Source organism: Candidatus Mancarchaeum acidiphilum, assembly GCF_002214165.1.
In the GTDB taxonomy this organism is placed as follows: Archaea; Micrarchaeota; Micrarchaeia; order Micrarchaeales; family Micrarchaeaceae; genus Mancarchaeum; species Mancarchaeum acidiphilum.
Window position 1 is genome coordinate 262,093 of sequence record NZ_CP019964.1, and the last position, 18,928, is coordinate 281,020.

Consider the following 18,928-nt stretch of genomic DNA (forward strand, 5'->3'; position numbering starts at 1 on the left):
TAATATAAAAAGGAAATCATTGGGTGTCTCTGCCAATCCTGTTTAAGCTTACTTGTTCAATAAGATAACAGTGCCATTTGATGAGATATCCTTTATTGTGATCTTCCCATTATGCAATACAATTGTTAAATGGTCTCTTGAAATGGTATCTGGAAATTCAAACCTCCCTGCATTTATCTGAGGGTCTCTGCCTATATGTATTTCCTTGTCCTCCCTTATTGTCTTGAATCCTCTTTCATTTGCAACATCAAGTTTGGCCGGATCTATCAATAAGTAAGGGACATTCCAATTCCTTGTTTTAACTATCTGCAGATGCTTTTCGCCAGCTAAATACAAATCTATAGTGCCATGTGAAGGATTTAAAGTGATTTCAGAATTATGGAGATTTATCTTCTGATTAACACTTTTAAATTTAGGCGCTTTTTCCATATTGAATCTTGAGGCATCCTTCCTTAATTCGTCAATTATTTCTGGCTTAATTGCCCATTCATCCTGGGGCTTGCTTGTATTTTCCCCTTTAATCTGCCTTGAGTAATAAAGGTTATTATGATGTCCTGCACCCCCAAGCCTTACATGGACCAATGGGCTTATGCCGTATGTAAATTTAGCCCCATTTGATGGGCCGTATGCATTTAAGTCTCTTTCAGTTCCATAATCAAATGCCTTTTCACCAAACTGGGAATTGAGGGACCTGACAATTTCCTCCATATCCTCCTGCGAATTAGCATAAATCACAATCTTCTCTAAGGTAGGTTTTCTGAGTTCACTTTCACCAAAGCCCTCTCCTAAAACACCATTAACCTTTGCAATTTTCCATATTGCACCAGATAAACTATGGTTTCTAATAATCTTATCCAATGCCACTGCAGTATATTCAATCGCTTCTCCAAAATGCTTTAAATCAGGCTGGACGAATATCTTATATGTTTTGTTTGTATAGCCATCTTCATCCTTTAGCTTGTAACTGCCTTTTTCAAATTGTATCCAATGGATATCCGGAAAGGTCATTCCTTCCCATCCATTAGCTTTTATGAAATCCAAAGCCTTTTTCTGGCTCGTGGCGAGCTCCTGCATCGTTATGCTGGCTTGTGCGCCATGAGCCTCCCCTCCAGCCTTTAAATAACTATTTGCAGAGTTATTGCTAGAAACTTTACTCTCGTTTTTTGGCTTCATAAACGCCGTTCCATTATTAGCTTGCAACGGTTTCAAATTTCTGTTATTGCCTAAAATATTGTTACTATTAATTGGATTAAGATTGCCTTTTAAATCCGACAAATCCTGCAGCACCATATTCTCATCTTAATTAAATTTTAGCTTTTCAGATATTTAAGCTTTGGGAAAATTGCATATTGCAATATATTATTACCTAAGGATCCAATTCAGGGGTTCCGCATCTTTCAATGAATGATCTTAAAAATAGGATTTTTCCTTCATTATCCTATTAGTTATGCTTTTTTCAACTATATCTGATTTGCTTATCCCGATCTTTGCCAAAACCTTATCTATTTTTTCCTTGGCTGCATCACTGTCCTCTTTGTTAGTTATTATTTCAGCTTCGACACCCAAGCCAAAATCCTCAATATCCTCAAGCAGTATATTAGTTCCATCAAGCACATACTTGGATCTGTCCTTTTCTATAGTGCAGAAGGGCTTGAAGCCTATCGCCTTGAAAATGGCTGACGCTTCATCTATTGATTCAATTCCAGTTTCATGCTCCTCCCATGAATTGTGGTCTCCCTCTTTTGTTATTATCTTTACATTCATAGTGGCTTCAGCAGGCCCCATATTCCCATTTCTCTGCCCCCTTAGCCTTAAGCTGAATGATCCAATATCATTCATCTCTACTTCAGAGAATGACTTTGCATCTTTCTTGCAGAAGTATACATCTTTCACATGGGCTATCCCATTATAGGAAGCGCCCAGTTCCTCAAGCTTTCCTTTAACCTTATTATATTCCGAGCGGTCGAGCAATGCCCTCTTTTCAACCTCCTGCGTATATTCTTCTACCATGGATAGCACCTCTTTAGCTTGTAAAACCGCATTTTACACAAGCTTTATAAATTTATAAATAAAATATTATATAGTGATAGCATGGGAATTTTAGGAGATTTAAAGAGCAAGATTGAAGGCCCAGCAATAACTGCAACCCCTGATGAGGTTTTTGATTTCCTTACAAATGATGGTTACCAGAGTATGCAGATGAATAATGCGAGTTCCGGAGCTGCCGGGCGTTTAGTTGGTATGCTTGCAGATTCCATAAGAGACATAAAACTCGAAAGCTCAGATGGCAATAGCAAGACAATCACATATTCTTATAAAGCTGGCCCTGAAGTATTCTCGAACAAGCTTGTAATAAAGATCCTTTCAGCTAATGATCATCAGGCCAGCTGGATGAAATTTGAGGCAGCCGGCGGTTATAATCCAAATACATATCAGTCACCTAGCCAGAAGTTTGAATCACAAATACGCAACATGGTAGGGCAAAGATTCGGCACAACCCAGATGCTTCATACCGACAAAGATAATAACAGATTAATATGATAATGTTGTTGTAACTTTGCAATTTTTTATTTTTTATGTAGAGCCAAAGTGCAAGTTGAACAATTAAGTAGAGACATGAAGTTTGGCAGAGGTTTGCCAAAGAAATAATAATCAGGCGTTCAAATTAATATGGTGCTTTTGTGAAGCAATCGGAATTGTCTAAAATCTTAGATGAAAGATGGGAGGAACCATGGAAGCTTAGGGAAGAAAGAGAGAAGGCATTGTCAAAGAGCCATGGCAAGATTGTAAAGCTGCTGGCGAGTGCGCCACTGCCAACAGAATACGGCTATTTTACGTATATGGTTTTTGGAGACTACACAACAGGCGAATTCCATAATGCGGTTGTATACGGTGATGCCAAAAAGAGCATAAAGAAGGAGGGCATGCTTGTAAGAGTGCACTCATCCTGTGGGACCAGCGAGCTATTCCATGCAATAAACTGTGAATGCAGGGAGGAACTTGACGAGGCAATGAAAAGGATAAGCAAGAACAAAAGCGGCATGATAATATATTTAAACCAAGAAGGAGCTGGAAATGGGATAGCCCCAAAGATAAAGGCTTATTCAAAATCCCTTGTGTGGAAAGGAAACAAGGTGGTAGGGGCAAAAGACAAAAAAGGCAAGCCGATAACCGCTTACGAAGCTTATACGATGCTTGGGTATAAGCCGGAAAACAGGTCGCTGCTTGTGGCTGCCGAGATTATAAAGTTCCTCGGAATCAAATCCGTAAGGTTGATGACAAACAACCCAAAGAAGATAGAAGAGCTCAGGAAATATGGGATTAAAGTAGAGCCTGAAGGAATACATGTAAAGCCAAAGAGCAAGATAGTAAAAGACAGCTTAAAGGCAAAGGCAAAAATACTTGGCCACAATATAACCAGCAAAGACCTAAAGTAAATTAAAAGATGCACATAAGCTTATGCGCATAATACCATCAAAGGCTGATTTCATAATCCGTAAAGTTCTTTCCAAGTTTAAATTCATCCTTTGAGTATTCGTGGTCATAAAGCTTTTGCAGCAGCTCTTTTTCATAACCATTTAGCTCTCCTTTGTAATATTCAAATTTAAGCTCTTTTTAGTGTCCTTCAAATATTCCATTTTTATAAAGTTGATATTATTTTTTGATCCAAGTATCTATAATGCAATCAGTACCTCCAATATTATGCCCCCCAAAATCTGGCCCAAGAACACCCAACCTGCCATTGAAGATAAATATTCATCCTTTGATTCTGTCAGGACGTAAGATATTATAGGACCAATTACAGGAATCAAATATAGTAATGAATATGCCTTGTTCTTATTTGTGGATGAAAGCACCCACAGAATTGCTATAACGGATCCAATATCAAAGGGTATTGCTGATACTAAGATCCATATAAAGCTGGCCTTCCTATTGCTTGGCAGGTCCCTTTGTTTCATGAAATTACTCTGCTATGACCTTGCTACCAAATATGTTTTGCAAGGTTTGAATATAGCCTTCATAGACTCCTTTACCCTTCTTTTTTGCATCGGGGTTGGCAAGTCCATATTTGAAGGTCTTACCTTGCGCTTTTATCTCGATGTTCTTTCTGCTTATCCTGATGCTATCAATATTGGAATTGTCAATAGCGACATTCTCAGAATTGGATTTCAATGCAGTATCAAGGTCCTCCTGTGATAATGCCTTTGTCTTATCCAATACATCATCTTTTGCTATCCTATTTGCTGCCCCTCTGCCAAAAGCACCAAATAAATAAGAAAAACCAACAGAAGCCGCAGCTGAAGATGTGCTATTTGCATCCAGTATAAGCAGCCTTTGGTTAGTGATAATCACGCTTTTCCTTTTAGGTGCTATTATCCCAAATGAAACTAAATTGTCTATATATCCAACAACATTTTCGTTTTCCATTCAAACGCCGATTATTTAACGCTTTATAAAAATATAAGCTTTGCCATTAGATAAAGCAATTTCTGTGTCGTATTATTTGGATTTTCTACCTATAAGAAGGATGTGTATGCTAACTCCAACAACTTCTGACTTAGTGCAAAGCTTATAATGCACAGATAACCAATTTTTCCACGCTTTTCTGTCTTTTGAAATATTGTTTATCTCTTCAATTGAAGGTGTTGCCAGGCCTTCAAGTGCGGAGAGCTCAAGGAATTTCGCTTTCTTAGATGCAATTTTGAATTCATGTACAAGTTCTTCTGGGGAGAACCAATGGCAGTAGTATTTCCCCATCCAAAGCTTATCCTAGCCTTTGGTTAAAGCATTTACGAAATTGGTTGTAGCTATCTCTTTAGGCCAACCTCTAGGCGCTAATAATGCGTATCCATATCTGTTCATCACGGATATAAATATAGGGGCGCCAGGTTTTGCGACCCTTACCAATTCAGACATCGCTTTCCTTCTATTTGATTTTCCGTATACCAAAGATATAGGGCCTCCAAGGCACAATACTGCATCAAATGTGGAATCCTTGAATCTTGAGAGATCTGTTATATCTCCAACTATAGTGTCTTTAACCCTTCTTTTTTCCTTCAGCTTCGTTATCTCTTTTTTTGCCTCATCGATATTCTCTTTTGATAAATCAAGGAGGACTACATCGTGGCCTTTCTTGGCCAATTCCATTGTGTATACTCCAGTTCCCCCTCCAGCATCAAGTATCAATCCGCCTTTCGGAAGGTATTTACTTAGAAACATAAGCGTGGTGCTGAATTCAATCGAATGGTAGGCATCTTCCTTAAGTCTGATAGATTCCTGCCTCCAATATGTATTATAAAGGTCCCTTATATCCCTTACCATGCTTCCACGTAATTAAGTGAAATATAAAAATTCATTAATCTTCTGTGCCACTTGTTGCTTTTTCTATTAAACTGCAATAAGTTAAGGGGAAAGCAATGGACAGATTCTTGAAAAAGTTGCATACAAATAAATAAATTTAAATCAAATTATAACTGGTGGAAAACATGAAACTCTTTATAAATGGCTCATGGTGTAGTTCAAGCAGCGGCAATACTATAGAAAAGCTTAGCCCTGTTACAGGCAAGAAGATGTATAATTTCCCAGCAGCCACCAAGGACGATGTTGATAATGCGATAGATGCGGCATATAATTCATGGGAGAAATGGTACTCATTAGGATCGGTAAGCAGGTCAAAGATTATTTACAAGGCAAAGGATCTTATAGAGAAGAATAGGAAGCAGCTTGAAGATATACTTGTAAAAGAGAATGGAAAGATAAGGCCTGAAGCGGTAGGGGAAGTTGATGGCGTGATAGACCAGCTTCAGTACTACGCGGAATTTGCAAGAAAGATAACAGGCGATATAGTAGAAGGCGAGAAGGCCAACAGAAAGATATTACAATACAAAGTGCCGTACGGGGTTGTTGTTGCAATCACTCCTTGGAATTTCCCAGCAGCCATGGTAGCTAGGAAGATAGCACCTGCTCTCATGACTGGAAATTCGGTAGTCCTGAAGCCAAGCAGTGATACTCCAGGAAGTGCAGAATTCTTGGTAAAGATGTTCTTAAAGGCAGGGATCCCAAAAGGTGTTCTAAATCTTGTTACAGGTAAAGGATCAGAGATAGGGGATTATATCATAGCACACAAGAAAGTGTCCTTGGTATCAATGACAGGATCAACATTTACAGGGCAGAGGATAATGGAGAAGGCATCCTCAAACATGGCAAAGCTAATATTGGAGCTTGGAGGTAAGGCGCCTTTCATGGTATGGGAAGATGCAGATTTGAATACAGCACTAAAAGTATTCATGTGGGCAAAATATTCTAATTCAGGGCAGTCATGCATTGCTGCTGAAAGGCTTTACGTTCACGAAAGGGTATTCGACAAGTTCATGAAGATGATTGCAGAAGCTTCAAGGAAGCTTACAGTGGGGGATCCGGAGAAAGCAAAGATGGGGCCATTGATAAACAAGGCAGCGCTTGCCAATATGTCAAAGTACGTAGATGAAGCCAAAGCGGAAGGAGGCAAGGTAATAACGGGAGGTGGAAAGCCAAAGCTTTCAAAAGAGCTAAAGGAGGGGTACTTCTACGAGCCAACCATAGTTACAGGAGTCAGCCAAGAATCCAAGCTCTTCCAAGAAGAGGTATTTGGCCCGGTCATAGGAGCGGCAAAGGTATCCTCATTCGACGAGATGCTTGAGAAAGCCAACGATTCCAAATACGGGCTTGCGTCATACCTGTTTACCAAGGACTTCAAGCTTGCGAACAAGGCAGCAGAAGCGGTGCGCTTTGGAGAACTTTATATCAATATGCCGGGCCCTGAAGCGTCCCAAGGATACCATACAGGATTCAGGCTGACAGGTCAAGCAGGAGAAGGAAGCAAGTATGGAATTGCAGAGTACCTAAAGCTAAAGAACGTTTATATAGAATATTGAGAAACAAAAACCCTTAAAACAAAAATAGGAAATCATTTTATTTTGGCGGCTTCCAGGTCCCTTTTACGGCCCATGAAGGCTCATTGGGATTGAAGGGTTCCATGCCGTCAACCTTGTACTCTTCCAATATACGTTCATTTACATCTATCCCCAACCCTGGCTTTCCACTTATCGTGAACATTCCGTCTTCCAGCTTGTATCCGCCTTTTACCAATTTCTTCTTCCATTCAGGCCAGAAATGCTCAAAGCTCTCCTGCATAAAGAAATTTGGTATAGTGATGTCTACATTCAAAGATGCAGCTGTCTGTATCGGTCCAAATGCATTATGGAAGGCAACTTCAACACCAAAGGATTCAGCCATCGACGCTATCTTCTTCCCCTCTAGAATCCCTCTGCAATTTGTTATATCTGGCTGCACTATATCGACCAGATCATCGGTCAAATACGGAAGGAACAGGTTTTTGTTCATTACCCTTTCGCCAAGAGCTATAGGCACATTCGTAGTGGTTCTGAGCCTTTTCAAGCCCATTATATTGTCAGAATGCACAGGTTCCTCTACAAATGCAGGCTCCAAGCCCTCAATAGCCCTGGCCATTCTTATCGCGGAATTTGCATTGAATCTTCCATGGCACTCTATCAGCACGTCAGAGCCTTTCGCTGCATCCTTCACTGCTCCAATTACATCAACAGCGTGCTCTAAATGTTCCTTGTCTATCTCATCATAAGCATCGCCGAATGGATCAAACTTCATTGCCTTAAATCCTGCCTTCGATACCTCCTTTGCCTTTTTTGCAAAGCTGTCTGCTGAAACACAATCGGAGTACCATCCATTTGCGTATGCCTTGATCTTTTCATTGAGCCTGCCTCCGAGCATCTTGTAAACGGGCACCCCATACGTCTTTCCGATTATGTCCCATGAGGCAATCTCAATTGCGCTAAATGCAGAGGTTGTCTCCATCGACTCTGGCATATAGAAAGAGTGCTTGTACACTTCAAGGGAATTTTTCTCTATCTCGGTCGGATCTTTTCCCTTCAAGACCCTTGCCATCTCCCTTGCTTCCTCAATTACTGGTTTTGTCATCAAGGTAGTTGGTGCCTCTCCATACCCAACTATCCCATCAGAAGTGGTCATCCTCAATACTACTATTGTTGAGCTCCATGGGCTGGATTTCTCGCCTTCCTCTATGTCCCCCACTTCCATTATATCGATATCTTTTATCTTGCTCATTAATCCACCATTATTATTGGCTATGCACCCAAACTATAAATAATTTTTCAATTAAGCTAGATTTGTAATAAATTGGAAATTGCAGCAAGCATTGCTTTTCCATAAATTGCGCTTATTGGTGGATAAAATGTTGTATCAGCACAGGAAATATGGTATGGTAACGCCTACGGTTACACTTTTAAGGCAGGGTTCAATAGATTTGGATGCAGTAAAATCACTGATGCAATTCCTTAAGAAAAGCGGTGCAAAAGGTGCATTCATTGCAGGCTCTACCGGAAATGCCCCAATGCTAAGCCTGAACGAGCACAAGGAGGTAATAAAGCAGTATATCAAATATGCAAAAGAAGAGCATCTTGCAACGTTTGTCGGAATCGGGAGAGATTCGATAGACGAGACAGTGGCAATGGGGGAATATTCAATTGAACTAGGTGCGGATAAGCTTGTTGCTGTAACACCCTATTATATGAAAGAGGACCAGAAGCAGATGCACGCATATTATTCAGAGCTGTTGAGCAAGCTTGATTCGGAAGTTCTTATATACAATATACCATCACTTACCGGCAATAATATAGAAGCCGAAACTGTTGCCAAGCTTGCGGAGGAGAATAGCAATTTGATAGGGATAAAGTCAACTAATGCGGATTTTGACCAGTTCCAGAAGCTGATATATTATACGGACAATGACTTTCTTGTATTCCAGGGGTACGACCATCTTTTGCTGCCTTCTCTTGAGCTTGGTGCATCCGGGGGGGTATGCGGGACTACTAATTTAACCGACATTGCCGAAAAGTTGTACGAATCATACAACCGCAAAGAGCCTGCAAAAAGCATCAAGTTGCACAAGCAGCTGTCAAGCATATACCATATGCTTGAGCCCTATGAGTTCCCTGCGGTGTACAATGCGATGTTCTATAAGACAATAATGGGAACCGAGATAGCAAAAGAGCCAGAACTTTTTGGTAACTTAAGCAAAAAAGAGGCAAGCTTACTATCAAAGAAGCTAAGTGGCTTGCTTTGAAATTGCCGCTCACATCACGAATATATTATTCGCCTATAAATCCATCCTCATTTCTTGATCAATATTGCCCTTGCAGGCCCGCCATCGCATTTTATCTTTAGGGGCAGGCCAACAAATGTATAAGTGCCTGCAGGCACTCCTTTGAGGTAAATACCTTCAAAAAGAGTCATATTCTCTATTGTGAGCGTATGCACTATGTCATCAGCATTGAATTTCTTTATGCTCATGTAGTCTATGCCAAGCGTTTTAATCTTTTTGGAGATCAAGTACCTCGCCCCGTCTTCTGTAAGGTGTGCAAAATCCTTCCTAAAGGTATCATATTGCTTAAGCGAATTATTTGTCTTCAAAAGTATTATGTCTCCCTTGTTTATCTTAAATTTTTTAAGCTCCTTCTCTCCTATTGAATTTCCAGATTTTGTTAAATTAAGGACCTTGCATTTGCCGTAGAATGTGTCAACCGGAATCATGTCTGCTGTTTTACCTCCATTTTTTATATGCCTTTCAGCATCGACATGTGTGCCTGTATGGCTTCCGATATGTATCAATGATACATTGGTCTTGCTTTTCGGGATGCCGGTATGCTTGTAGATGTGCAGCTTAGGATCTCCTGGATATACAAGCATGCCTTCTTCTATAACCATCGAAATATCATAGATTTTCATTTTAATCCTACTTCTTATAAAAATTCAAAAGTTAAATAATTATTCTGTAAAAATAAGTAAGAATATAAAGGGATTAGCTTGGTTTTGGATTATGGAGTTATAGGAAATTGCAGGACGCTTGCTCTTGTAAAGAAGGACACATCTATTGATTGGCTTTGCCTGCCAAGATTTGATTCACCATCGGTATTCTCAAAGCTTCTTGATGATAAAAATGGAGGCAGCTTCAAAATAATTCCGGTAGGGGAATACGAGATAAAGCAGGAATACATAGAGAATACAAATGTTATTAAGACAAACTTCAGCAACAGCACTACCGAATTTGATGTAATAGACTACTTCCCATATTACAACAAAGGATATGTTACCTTAAGGAATTCAGAGGTTCATAGAGTAATTGTAAGAAAGCGCGGAAAGCCCATTATAAAGGTACTGGTGGATCCCAAAATGGAATACAATAGGTACGTGCCAAGCAAACAGATTGATAACAACAAGATAATTTTTTCATACAAAAATACATCGTTGTATTTATATTCAAACTTAGGATTAAAGGAGATATTAAATGGCACGGAAATAGAATTGCCTGAAAACAGCTACATATTGATTGCGTACAACAAGCTAAAATATTCAACGGACATCAGATACATAATGCAGGAGATGGAAAACACTATAAACCATTGGAGAGGGTGGTCCAGAAGGATAAAAGGTGGAAAGGAGTACAGGCCCCTGAAAGTGCGCTCCGCATTGGTGCTGCGCCTATTGACATATGATGATACCGGAGCCATAGTAGCTGCAGGGACTACATCAATACCAGAAATAAAAGGGTCGGTAAGGAACTGGGATTATAGGTACTCATGGATACGCGACTCTTCATTCACTGTTGAAGCCCTTATAAAGCTTGGGTTAATAGATCAAGCTTACAGCTTCATAAAGTGGTTAAACGCAATCTATGCAGAATACGGGATGAGCCTGCAGGTTTTGTTCAAAGTAAGCAGGGGTGAATACATAAGCGAATCCATATTGGATAATATGGGAGGTTATGAAAATTCGAAGCCTGTAAGGATAGGGAACAAGGCTTACCAGCAGCGCCAGACTGATATTATAGGAGAACTCCTCAATTCCATATATCTGTTCTACCTTAAGGAAAATGCAAGCCCTAGAATAGGAGAGATAAGCTGGGATCTCATATTCAGCTTTGTAGAAACTATAATCAATGATTGGAGGAAGAAGGACCACAGCATATGGGAATTCAGGGGTACTAGCAAGGATTATACATTTTCAAAAGTGATGTGCTGGGTTGCTGTAGACAGAGGGATAAAGATCGCCAGGAGGCTCGGCCACAATGATGTAATAGAAAGATGGTCAAAGGAAAGGAAAAAGATAAAAGCAAGCATAATGAGATATGGATGGAATAAAAAAGTGCAAGCTTTTACCCAATATTACAGTTCAAGCAGCCTTGATGCAAGCCTGCTTCTTATGCCATCATTTGGAATTATCGGGTGGAAGGATCAGAGGATGCTGAGTACAATAGATGCGATAAAAAAGGAATTAACTAACGGGCCATTTGTAATGAGATATAAGGACAGGGATGAATTTGGGATGCCAAAGAGCGCTTTTATCGCATGCTCATTCTGGCTTGTAAATGCCTTATATTATACTGGAAATAAAGAAGAAGCAATAAGGATGTTTGATAGGGCAGTTGCGTTCCAGAATCACATGGGGCTGTTTTCTGAAGACATAGACATGAAGACAGGAGAGCTCCTTGGCAACTTCCCACAGGCATATTCACATGTGGCATTGATAAACTCAATTACCGCATTATTCGGCAAGAAATAATTTCCATGAAGTGCGTATATGCCAAAAAACGATAAAATTGCTGTGTTATCAGGGTACCACTTGAATGAAATAATGGCAAAGGTAAATGAAGGGGCTAAAGAAGGAGATATAAGCCTTAATCTCGGAATATCCAAAACCAAATTTTACCATGTGGCCGAAAAAGTGGTATTTCCTGAGTATAATTCAAGCATTGATCTTTCAGAAATCAAAAAGCTTTTGAAGAAAAGATCCCTTAACGACTGTTTTACGGTAAATGATGACCAACTTATTTGGATATACAGCTTCAGCGATCAATATGGAGTTTTAAAGCTCTATGAGCCAAAGGTGGATTATCCACCCACTTTGTTCATTAATGGAAGTTATATGCATGCGATAAGAGTGTCAAAGCCAACAGAAGAGGCATTTGAGAAAGCAAAGATGCTAAAAGGGGTATCAGGCAATGTGTTAGATACATGCTTTGGGCTTGGCTACTCAACAATACAGCTAAGGAAGTATCAGAGCATTAAAAAAGTAGTTGCCTGTGAAATATCCCCAGAAGCAATAGAGATAGCAAAAGTTAATCCATGGTCAAATGATGCATTTATGGATAAATCGATAGATTTGCACAATGAGGATGTATCTGAGTTTGCAAAGGCGGCAAAAGAAAAGAGTTTTGATGGGATACTGCATGACCCTCCAAACTTCAATAAATTTGAGTATCTATATTCGGAATCGTTCTATTCTGAACTTTGCCGTATACTCAAGCCCAATGGAAAGCTTTACCATTTCATAGGGACCAAAGGAACAGGTAACCTGGGCATATACAGGAGTGCAAAAAGAAAGCTTCAAGCAGCAGGCTTCAGTAGAGTTACTGAAGGTTATAGAGGGCTTATCGCGATAAAATAAAGAAGCTGAAGCATTCAGGGTCTATGCAAAATCACTGTTTATTATTTTCTATAATGCTTTTCATTTCCTCTTCCAGTTCATCATCACTTGCTTCAACACCACGCAAAGTGCTTAGATAACCTTCATACTTATCAAAATTTATCGTATTGTTTGCTATCGCCTTTTCATGCTTTGATATCCCAATTGCAGGATAAAGTTTTGCATGCAGATGGTTTATCTCAGTTCCCTCAAAAACAAGGTGAACCCTTTCAACACCTAATCCTTTTTCAAGAAGCTTTGCCACTTTCTTTACCGTAATCATGAAATCTGAAAGTGCACTATCATCCATATCAAAAATATAACTGTCAACATGCTCCTTGGTTATGACAAGGGCTTGGCCTTTAATGTTTGGATATTTGTCCAATATTGCCATATACCTGCCATCGTCATAAATCTTGAATGAGGGTATCTTACCTGAAACGATTTTGCAAAAAGTGCAGTCCTCCATAACATTACCAATGAAATATTACAAAATCAGATATTTTAAACATTGCTATAAAATTAATAATATATTAGTTTACTATAATTTTAAAGTAAAATAGTGATTTAATTTTAAAGTAAAATAGTGATTTTGTGATAGAAATAGAGACAAAGATAGATGATATAAATGAGAGCGAGGCAAGGGAAGCCTTGAATAGGTTAGGTGCAGAATTTAAAGGCGACAAATTCTATAGAAGATACATATTTGATCTTGGGTCAAATGAGGGCGAAGACAAGTTCATAAGGTTAAGGACAGATGGCAATAAGTCAACCATTACATACAAGGACAGAAAAGGCGGCACTCTTGCGAATACCGAAGAGATAGAAACGGGAGTTGAAGACTTCAATGCAGCTGCGAAGATCCTTTCTGCGGCATTGCCCAATCTATTATACCAAGAAAGCAAGCGTTCGCTTTACAATTTGGAAGGAGTAGAAATTTCAATAGACCAATGGCCAAAGCTTCCTCCATTGATGGAGATAGAGGCAGATTCTGAGGAAAAAGTGATGGAAACTATAAAGAAGCTTGGAATCAAAGGCAAGGCCATAGGAAATATAGGTTGGGAAAAAGTATACTCTATGTATGGAATGGACCTCAATGATTTTAAGATTCTAAAGTTCTAAACGTCAAAATATTTATCTACCTAACTAAAAAGAGACCAATAGAAACAAAATTTATTAAACTAAACTGACCTGTATATATGTAAAAAAAGGTATATGCTTATAAATGCTATTGTAGATAGATTCATAGTATTTAAAAGATGATCTAGTGATAGAAGTAACATCTCCAATATGGATTGGTATTATCATAGGTGCAGTTATTGGCGGTTTGGCTGAAGCATGGGGAATATCTAATCCCGAAGTGCTATTAAGGCTTGGAAAATGGCAGGATAGGCTTTTTGTAGGATGTATTGCTATTGCAATAGGCACAGGCGCTCTTGCACTTTATGGTCTTGCCGCGGCAGGTGTTGCTTTTCACTGGGGCATAAAGCCTGATTATATAGTTGGTGTTGGATTAGGCGGAATAATCTTTGGAATAGGAATTGCAATATCTGGATATGTGCCAGGTACTGTATGGATGGCATTAGGAGAAGGCAGGCGTGATGCAATATATGCTGTTTTAGGGGGACTTTTAGGTGCAGCAAGCTGGACTCTCATATATCAGACAAGTTTTGGCCATTGGCTTGTAACTTACCTTAATTTTGGGCAGATCTATTTTGGCGGGCAGGCAGACACTAACTTAGGCATCGGTTTTATGTTAGCCATAATTTGGGCAGTAATAATGTTTGGAATAGCTTATACACTTCCAAGATATAAAAAAGGGAAAAGCTGTGCATATGTATCAACGCATAAGGATTATAAGCTCACACCAGAAGAGCAAAATCAATATATAGAAACGACAAATACTCTAAGGGAGGGCTCATCAATGCCTCTTGGCAAGGATAATTTGCCTGAAAAGGTTAACTATCATTGGACTGTATCTTCCAAGTTATTTGGAGTAGTAATGTTGTCGGTTGGGATAATTATTGGACTGATGGTTGTGCTTGGAATGTTTTTTCACCAGATATTTGGCGAATCAACAACTTATTCATGGATAGTTGCGGAACTTTGGCTTCCAGCAACTTATTGGAAATATAGTTCAACGGTAGTAAATACAGTAGGTTGGGAGCCATTCAGTGATATAGGAACATTGTTCGGTGCATTCTTGGCATCGGTATTTCTTACAAGGCGATTCCAATCTTTCAACAATGTGATACCTCCATCATGGAGAGAGAGATTTGGGAATAGCCAGATAAAGAGATCCGTAGGGGTATTTTTCGGTGCATACCTGATGCTTCTTGGAGCTAGAATGGCAGATGGTTGTGCAAGTGGCCATATATTAAGCGGAGATCTTCAGATGGCTGTCAGCAGTGTTGAATTCTTTGTATTTGTAATGATATCATTGCTGTTGACCGCATTCTTAATATACAAAAGGCACGGAAATAAACTGTTAGGGACAGATGGAGGATTAATGTCTATGGAGCAGAGAAGAAAGATAGAACCAAAAATAAAGAACGAAAAGGGGTTAAAGATCTTTGTAGTATCTGCAGCAATAATATTGGTGTTAACTGCAGCATTAGCATCGGGGTCATACAATGGGTATAATCCAAATGCAAATGCGGTTGCTATAACAGGATTTGTTGCCATAGTAATAATAGTAATGACTGCAGCGTGGCTAAAGACCAAATACAACAATTATTCATTTGAAGGAAATGAAGAGAATGGCAGTTGAGCTAGCATTTGTTGTTTTTATTTTTCTTTAATATTTCTGCTTGTTACTGATTTTCGTTTTCATTAATCAAATCTCATTAATATGCAAAAGTCTTAACTTAAGTTTTGGATAAATTCAGAAATTATAAAGGCGCTGCTATTACTCTGACAAGAGGGGTATTTCCAGATCCATTTGGGCCAAGAATGTCGAACACCCCACCTTTCTTTATATTGGGGTTTACCCATGCTAGCGCTATTGTTTTCTTGCCCTGTATATTGTAAGTCTTTTTTGAATCCTTAATCTCAATTGTATTGTCCACCCAAAGGATCAATCTTACTGTAAAAGCCTTAGATTTTTAAAAATGCAATTGCCTTAATACACAAATATTATGTAATGTTCTCATTTTACCTTCTAATAAAGTTAAATTAAGTATTATCAAAGGTTATAAATATATAACCTAAACTAATATTAATGATTTAATGAATTATAAAGAAATGATTAAAAAATTAAAAGAGTTAGATCATCCGGTATTTACTACTGAGGATATATCAAACCTTACAGGCAAAAGCGGAGATTATACAAAAGTTTATTTATTCGGTTTAGTTAAGAAAAAAATAATAGGAAAGATAGAAAGAGGAAAATATTATATCATTAGCACATCTCCATATGTAATTGCTTCAAGGATAACTAAGAGTTCATATATAACATTGATAAGTGCGGCCCATATATACAATATAACTACGCAAATCCCAAATATAATTTACGTGTTCTCGCCAACTTACCACAAGCCAATAAAGATAATTGATAATTATAAAGTAAAATTCATAAAAGTCGATAAGCGGATAATCTATGGTTACCATAAATACAATGGTGTATATCTGGCAGAACCAGAAAAACTTTTTATAGATGATATATATTACCACAAATCTCTATTTTACGATGAGGAGCTAAAAGAAGCTATTGATAAAGGGATTTTAGACATAAATAAAATCCAAGAGTATATAAAAAGAATAAAGAGCGAAAGGATCCGGGAAAGAGAATATACTATTTTAGAAGCAAGGTTAGATGGGCATTTCGTTAAAAGAATAGCAGACAGGAGATATGTGAAAAATCTATCAAATAACTCTATTATTAGACACAAAAAGCAGGCGTAATAAAAAGGTGGAAGCAATGGAAGTAGATAATGATTATTTCAAGGAATGGTTCTCTGAAGAGCAAATAATAAAAAGAAAAATACAGTTAACCTTTCTTTATTCGATATTTAAATACAAAAATAATTCAATAATCTTCAAAGGAGGAACTGCATTGGACCTATTCTATAATTCAGGTAGATTTTCCTAAGACCTTGATTTTGATATATTAAACAGAGATAGCTTATCTAATATAAATGAAGCAATAGAAAATTTTGCAAATTCCGGTAAATATATTATATTCAATGATTGGGAGAACGAAAGAAATGTAAATAAATCTTTTGTAAGGCACTACATAAAGATTTCTTCGGATGAATATGATAAGGTAATTGATTTCACCATCGATTGCAGTATAGACAATCACTTTTTGGATTCTGAAGAGCGCATTCTGAATTACAACGATTCTATTATCAGGATACCTGTAATGAACCATAAAGAAATTGTAGCTGAGAAAGTTTCAGCAATATTGTCAAGAGAGAAAGCCCGTGATTTATACTGCCTATATTACTTGGTTTTTGTCAAGAATGTAAAAATCAATATGAAGTACGTTTATATGAAATGCAAAAAGCAGTTATCTGATAATAAGCCTGAGGATTATTCGTTTAACCTATTTGAAAAAAGAGTTAAAGGATTGAAAAACAAATGGAGCGAGCTAGAGCCCTTATTGAGCAACTATAAGGCTTATAACTACGATAAAATATCGGGTGATATATTGCATATTTTTAAGCTGCTCAGCCTTTGATATAGATGCATACGTTAACTATGTAGTTTTACAAACAGATTGCCTATAAAAGGATTATGAAAAGATTTATCTTTCAAGTTTTTTAGGGCAAATCCCAAGCTTGCATCCATATTTTTCTAATTCTACAAGCTGCTCCTTATGAAATCCCAAAAATATCCCTTTGCCTTTTCCTCCAACATAAAGGTTTCCTTTTAGTTTAACAATTTTACCAAGAATAACACTCGTCAAATACAAAATATGGCCCTTGAATTGTATGGTTACTTTGCCATTTTCCCAGTCCACTTCAGGATAATCACTGTGCCTTGGCAGAATTGCTTTCCCTAATGCAGGATCCTCTATATCTATATGCGTGACTCTTGCTCTAGCATACCCCTTTATCAAATTTGGCGTAAAACCCACACGCTTCAGCGGTGGGATATAAGCCACCACAACATGTATAAATACAGATAATAAAATATACATGTTTTGTATGAAAACTGCATACAAATATCGTGCATATCCTTCAAAGGAACAGAAGGGAACTCTGAATAGACAGATGTATCTTTCAAAGGAACTATACAACCTGCTTCTTGAAAAGTCAAAGTCATATTACAAGGAGACAGGAAAAACCTTAACGGAATTCAGGATGAACGGTTGGATAACCAAATTAAAGAAGGAAAAACCGGAATTTGCGGAAATCCATTCCCAGGTTCTTCAGAATATCTCAAAAAGAGTGTCAGATGCATACAAACATTTCTTCTTGAGGTGCAAGGAGAAGAAGCAAGGAAAGAAGGTAAAGGCGGGATTTCCAAGATACAAGAAGTTCGTATCATCTTTGACATATCCTCAAACCAATGGCTTCAAGATAGAGAAGAAGAAGGTTGAACTTTCAAAAATAGGAAGGATAAATTTCGTGAACCACAGAAATATTGAAGGAGGAATAAAAACATTAAATATAAAGAAGACAAAATCACAGGAATGGTACATCACGATTGCTGTTGAAAAGGAGGACAAGCCATTCATTTCAAACGGTAAACCGAAGATTGGTATTGATTTAGGAATAATGCAATATGTCGCGCTTTCGGACAATACAATACTCCAAAACGCAAAGATAACAAAACACCAGAGGAAACATTCAAGAGTCCTTCAACAAAACATATCGAGGAAGGAGAAGGGATCATCCAACAGAAGAAAGGCAGTGGCAAGATTTGCAAGATACTCAGAGCACATTTCAAGGATAAGATTGGATTGCATCCACAAGATTTCAAATGAACTGGTGAATTCTTATTCATTCATCGCGTACGAAGATTTAGAGATAAACAATATGGTGAAGAACCACAGATACGCAAAATCGATAAGTGAATCTTCTTGGGGAAATTTCACACAATTGCTGCAATACAAGGCTGAAAGCGCTGGTTGCGTGGCAATGAAAGTGAATCCTCAATATACATCAATGACATGCAGCAAATGTGGCAATGTGCAAAGCATGTCAATATCCCAAAGGATATTCGTCTGTGAAAAGTGCGGGATGTCAATGGACAGGGATGTGAATGCGGCACAAAATATACTAAAGAGAGCTTTGGACTCCATCAGTCCAACTACCGAAGGGCATTCGGGAAGTCAAGCCTGCAGAGACGACATAAGACCTTCCGCAGGGGAGGCAGTTGCCTATGAAGCAGGAACTATACAGGTGGCATCATGATGACAAAT

22 protein-coding genes and 1 pseudogene are annotated in these 18,928 nt (G+C 38.3%); 12 read left to right on the top strand and 11 right to left on the bottom strand.

Annotated features, from left to right (window positions below; all coding sequences use genetic code 11):
* Positions 1 to 48: 48 nt before the first annotated feature.
* Both Mia14_RS01420 and Mia14_RS01425 read right to left on the bottom strand, forming a co-directional pair.
* Positions 49 to 1,290 carry an FHA domain-containing protein gene (locus Mia14_RS01420; RefSeq protein ID WP_088819781.1) on the bottom strand — a complete coding sequence of 414 codons (1,242 nt, stop codon included), beginning with the start codon at positions 1,288 to 1,290 and terminating at the stop codon, positions 49 to 51.
* A 120-nt stretch (positions 1,291 to 1,410) separates the two neighbouring features.
* Positions 1,411 to 2,010 (bottom strand): class IV adenylate cyclase, encoded by a 600-nt coding sequence (locus Mia14_RS01425; protein WP_088819782.1) that lies wholly within the window; start codon positions 2,008 to 2,010, stop codon positions 1,411 to 1,413.
* An 81-nt stretch (positions 2,011 to 2,091) separates the two neighbouring features.
* On the opposite strand from Mia14_RS01425, the gene Mia14_RS01430 reads away from it, so the two are divergent.
* Both Mia14_RS01430 and Mia14_RS01435 read left to right on the top strand, forming a co-directional pair.
* On the top strand, positions 2,092 to 2,541 hold the full coding sequence (locus Mia14_RS01430) for a hypothetical protein (protein WP_088819783.1): 450 nt from the start codon (positions 2,092 to 2,094) through the stop codon (positions 2,539 to 2,541).
* A 140-nt stretch (positions 2,542 to 2,681) separates the two neighbouring features.
* On the top strand, positions 2,682 to 3,437 hold the full coding sequence (locus Mia14_RS01435; RefSeq protein WP_088819784.1) for a GTP cyclohydrolase II: 756 nt from the start codon (positions 2,682 to 2,684) through the stop codon (positions 3,435 to 3,437).
* A gap of 237 nt (positions 3,438 to 3,674) precedes the next feature.
* Here Mia14_RS01435 and Mia14_RS01440 read toward each other — a convergent pair whose 3' ends face one another.
* From Mia14_RS01440 to Mia14_RS01455, 4 genes are all read right to left on the bottom strand, one after another.
* On the bottom strand, positions 3,675 to 3,959 hold the full coding sequence (locus tag Mia14_RS01440; RefSeq protein WP_088819785.1) for a hypothetical protein: 285 nt from the start codon (positions 3,957 to 3,959) through the stop codon (positions 3,675 to 3,677).
* Between the two features lie 4 nt (positions 3,960 to 3,963).
* Positions 3,964 to 4,428, bottom strand: coding sequence for a hypothetical protein (locus tag Mia14_RS01445; RefSeq protein ID WP_088819786.1), 465 nt, complete (start codon positions 4,426 to 4,428; stop codon positions 3,964 to 3,966).
* 72 nt (positions 4,429 to 4,500) lie between these two features.
* Positions 4,501 to 4,758 carry a hypothetical protein gene (locus tag Mia14_RS01450; protein WP_088819787.1) on the bottom strand — a complete coding sequence of 86 codons (258 nt, stop codon included), beginning with the start codon at positions 4,756 to 4,758 and terminating at the stop codon, positions 4,501 to 4,503.
* 12 nt (positions 4,759 to 4,770) lie between these two features.
* Complete coding sequence (locus Mia14_RS01455; RefSeq protein ID WP_088819788.1) at positions 4,771 to 5,322, bottom strand: class I SAM-dependent methyltransferase; 552 nt, start codon at positions 5,320 to 5,322, stop codon at positions 4,771 to 4,773.
* Positions 5,323 to 5,486: 164 nt separating this feature from the next.
* Here Mia14_RS01455 and Mia14_RS01460 point away from each other — a divergent pair, with 164 nt between their 5' ends.
* Positions 5,487 to 6,914 carry a D-glyceraldehyde dehydrogenase gene (locus Mia14_RS01460; protein WP_088819789.1) on the top strand — a complete coding sequence of 476 codons (1,428 nt, stop codon included), beginning with the start codon at positions 5,487 to 5,489 and terminating at the stop codon, positions 6,912 to 6,914.
* 37 nt (positions 6,915 to 6,951) lie between these two features.
* Here the strand turns inward: Mia14_RS01460 and Mia14_RS01465 are convergent, their stop codons facing one another.
* Complete coding sequence (locus Mia14_RS01465; RefSeq protein WP_088819790.1) at positions 6,952 to 8,142, bottom strand: mandelate racemase/muconate lactonizing enzyme family protein; 1,191 nt, start codon at positions 8,140 to 8,142, stop codon at positions 6,952 to 6,954.
* Positions 8,143 to 8,269: 127 nt separating this feature from the next.
* Between Mia14_RS01465 and Mia14_RS01470 the strand changes: the two genes are divergently transcribed.
* A complete protein-coding gene (locus Mia14_RS01470) occupies positions 8,270 to 9,160 on the top strand; it encodes a dihydrodipicolinate synthase family protein (RefSeq protein WP_088819791.1) in 891 nt (296 codons plus the stop codon).
* Between the two features lie 47 nt (positions 9,161 to 9,207).
* Here Mia14_RS01470 and Mia14_RS01475 read toward each other — a convergent pair whose 3' ends face one another.
* Positions 9,208 to 9,801 (bottom strand): cyclase family protein, encoded by a 594-nt coding sequence (locus tag Mia14_RS01475; RefSeq protein WP_198539386.1) that lies wholly within the window; start codon positions 9,799 to 9,801, stop codon positions 9,208 to 9,210.
* Positions 9,802 to 9,900: 99 nt separating this feature from the next.
* Here Mia14_RS01475 and Mia14_RS01480 point away from each other — a divergent pair, with 99 nt between their 5' ends.
* Positions 9,901 to 11,655 carry a glycoside hydrolase family 15 protein gene (locus tag Mia14_RS01480; RefSeq protein WP_088819793.1) on the top strand — a complete coding sequence of 585 codons (1,755 nt, stop codon included), beginning with the start codon at positions 9,901 to 9,903 and terminating at the stop codon, positions 11,653 to 11,655.
* An 18-nt stretch (positions 11,656 to 11,673) separates the two neighbouring features.
* Positions 11,674 to 12,540 carry a class I SAM-dependent methyltransferase gene (locus Mia14_RS01485; RefSeq protein WP_088819794.1) on the top strand — a complete coding sequence of 289 codons (867 nt, stop codon included), beginning with the start codon at positions 11,674 to 11,676 and terminating at the stop codon, positions 12,538 to 12,540.
* A 31-nt stretch (positions 12,541 to 12,571) separates the two neighbouring features.
* Here Mia14_RS01485 and Mia14_RS01490 read toward each other — a convergent pair whose 3' ends face one another.
* Positions 12,572 to 13,027 carry an HIT family protein gene (locus tag Mia14_RS01490; protein WP_088819795.1) on the bottom strand — a complete coding sequence of 152 codons (456 nt, stop codon included), beginning with the start codon at positions 13,025 to 13,027 and terminating at the stop codon, positions 12,572 to 12,574.
* A gap of 125 nt (positions 13,028 to 13,152) precedes the next feature.
* On the opposite strand from Mia14_RS01490, the gene Mia14_RS01495 reads away from it, so the two are divergent.
* A complete protein-coding gene (locus Mia14_RS01495; RefSeq protein WP_088819796.1) occupies positions 13,153 to 13,680 on the top strand; it encodes a class IV adenylate cyclase in 528 nt (175 codons plus the stop codon).
* Positions 13,681 to 13,825: 145 nt separating this feature from the next.
* On the top strand, positions 13,826 to 15,328 hold the full coding sequence (locus Mia14_RS01500; RefSeq protein WP_232780226.1) for a YeeE/YedE thiosulfate transporter family protein: 1,503 nt from the start codon (positions 13,826 to 13,828) through the stop codon (positions 15,326 to 15,328).
* Positions 15,329 to 15,449: 121 nt separating this feature from the next.
* On the opposite strand, the gene Mia14_RS05125 is transcribed toward Mia14_RS01500, so the two are convergent.
* Complete coding sequence (locus Mia14_RS05125) at positions 15,450 to 15,626, bottom strand: P-loop NTPase family protein (protein WP_157891424.1); 177 nt, start codon at positions 15,624 to 15,626, stop codon at positions 15,450 to 15,452.
* A gap of 160 nt (positions 15,627 to 15,786) precedes the next feature.
* Here Mia14_RS05125 and Mia14_RS01515 point away from each other — a divergent pair, with 160 nt between their 5' ends.
* The 3 genes and pseudogenes from Mia14_RS01515 to Mia14_RS01520 all read left to right on the top strand — a co-directional run.
* Positions 15,787 to 16,461, top strand: coding sequence for a type IV toxin-antitoxin system AbiEi family antitoxin domain-containing protein (locus Mia14_RS01515; protein WP_088819798.1), 675 nt, complete (start codon positions 15,787 to 15,789; stop codon positions 16,459 to 16,461).
* A 16-nt stretch (positions 16,462 to 16,477) separates the two neighbouring features.
* A complete protein-coding gene (locus Mia14_RS05130) occupies positions 16,478 to 16,648 on the top strand; it encodes a nucleotidyl transferase AbiEii/AbiGii toxin family protein (protein ID WP_157891425.1) in 171 nt (56 codons plus the stop codon).
* A gap of 12 nt (positions 16,649 to 16,660) precedes the next feature.
* Positions 16,661 to 17,239, top strand: a pseudogene (locus Mia14_RS01520) (nucleotidyl transferase AbiEii/AbiGii toxin family protein); the annotation flags it as partial.
* Positions 17,240 to 17,305: 66 nt separating this feature from the next.
* Here Mia14_RS01520 and Mia14_RS01525 read toward each other — a convergent pair.
* A complete protein-coding gene (locus tag Mia14_RS01525; protein ID WP_124216870.1) occupies positions 17,306 to 17,725 on the bottom strand; it encodes a transferase in 420 nt (139 codons plus the stop codon).
* Here Mia14_RS01525 and Mia14_RS01530 point away from each other — a divergent pair.
* The gene (locus tag Mia14_RS01530) at positions 17,709 to 18,920 is read left to right on the top strand and encodes an RNA-guided endonuclease InsQ/TnpB family protein (protein ID WP_198539388.1); all 1,212 of its coding nucleotides are present in this window, start codon (positions 17,709 to 17,711) and stop codon (positions 18,918 to 18,920) included. The genes Mia14_RS01525 and Mia14_RS01530 overlap by 17 nt on opposite strands.
* Positions 18,921 to 18,928: the final 8 nt, after the last annotated feature.

Coding starts and splice junctions, on each gene's coding strand:
- Mia14_RS01455 (WP_088819788.1), bottom strand. CDS start 5,322: ATGGTAAGGGATATAAGGGACCTTTATAATACATATTGGAGGCAGGAA.
- Mia14_RS01475 (WP_198539386.1), bottom strand. CDS start 9,801: ATGGTTATAGAAGAAGGCATGCTTGTATATCCAGGAGATCCTAAGCTG.
- Mia14_RS01490 (WP_088819795.1), bottom strand. CDS start 13,027: ATGGAGGACTGCACTTTTTGCAAAATCGTTTCAGGTAAGATACCCTCA.
- Mia14_RS01445 (WP_088819786.1), bottom strand. CDS start 4,428: ATGGAAAACGAAAATGTTGTTGGATATATAGACAATTTAGTTTCATTT.
- Mia14_RS01530 (WP_198539388.1), top strand. CDS start 17,709: ATGAAAACTGCATACAAATATCGTGCATATCCTTCAAAGGAACAGAAG.
- Mia14_RS01440 (WP_088819785.1), bottom strand. CDS start 3,959: ATGAAACAAAGGGACCTGCCAAGCAATAGGAAGGCCAGCTTTATATGG.
- Mia14_RS01460 (WP_088819789.1), top strand. CDS start 5,487: ATGAAACTCTTTATAAATGGCTCATGGTGTAGTTCAAGCAGCGGCAAT.
- Mia14_RS01425 (WP_088819782.1), bottom strand. CDS start 2,010: ATGGTAGAAGAATATACGCAGGAGGTTGAAAAGAGGGCATTGCTCGAC.
- Mia14_RS01485 (WP_088819794.1), top strand. CDS start 11,674: ATGCCAAAAAACGATAAAATTGCTGTGTTATCAGGGTACCACTTGAAT.
- Mia14_RS01515 (WP_088819798.1), top strand. CDS start 15,787: ATGAATTATAAAGAAATGATTAAAAAATTAAAAGAGTTAGATCATCCG.
- Mia14_RS01470 (WP_088819791.1), top strand. CDS start 8,270: ATGTTGTATCAGCACAGGAAATATGGTATGGTAACGCCTACGGTTACA.
- Mia14_RS01465 (WP_088819790.1), bottom strand. CDS start 8,142: ATGAGCAAGATAAAAGATATCGATATAATGGAAGTGGGGGACATAGAG.
- Mia14_RS05130 (WP_157891425.1), top strand. CDS start 16,478: ATGGAAGTAGATAATGATTATTTCAAGGAATGGTTCTCTGAAGAGCAA.
- Mia14_RS01450 (WP_088819787.1), bottom strand. CDS start 4,758: ATGGGGAAATACTACTGCCATTGGTTCTCCCCAGAAGAACTTGTACAT.
- Mia14_RS01430 (WP_088819783.1), top strand. CDS start 2,092: ATGGGAATTTTAGGAGATTTAAAGAGCAAGATTGAAGGCCCAGCAATA.
- Mia14_RS01420 (WP_088819781.1), bottom strand. CDS start 1,290: ATGGTGCTGCAGGATTTGTCGGATTTAAAAGGCAATCTTAATCCAATT.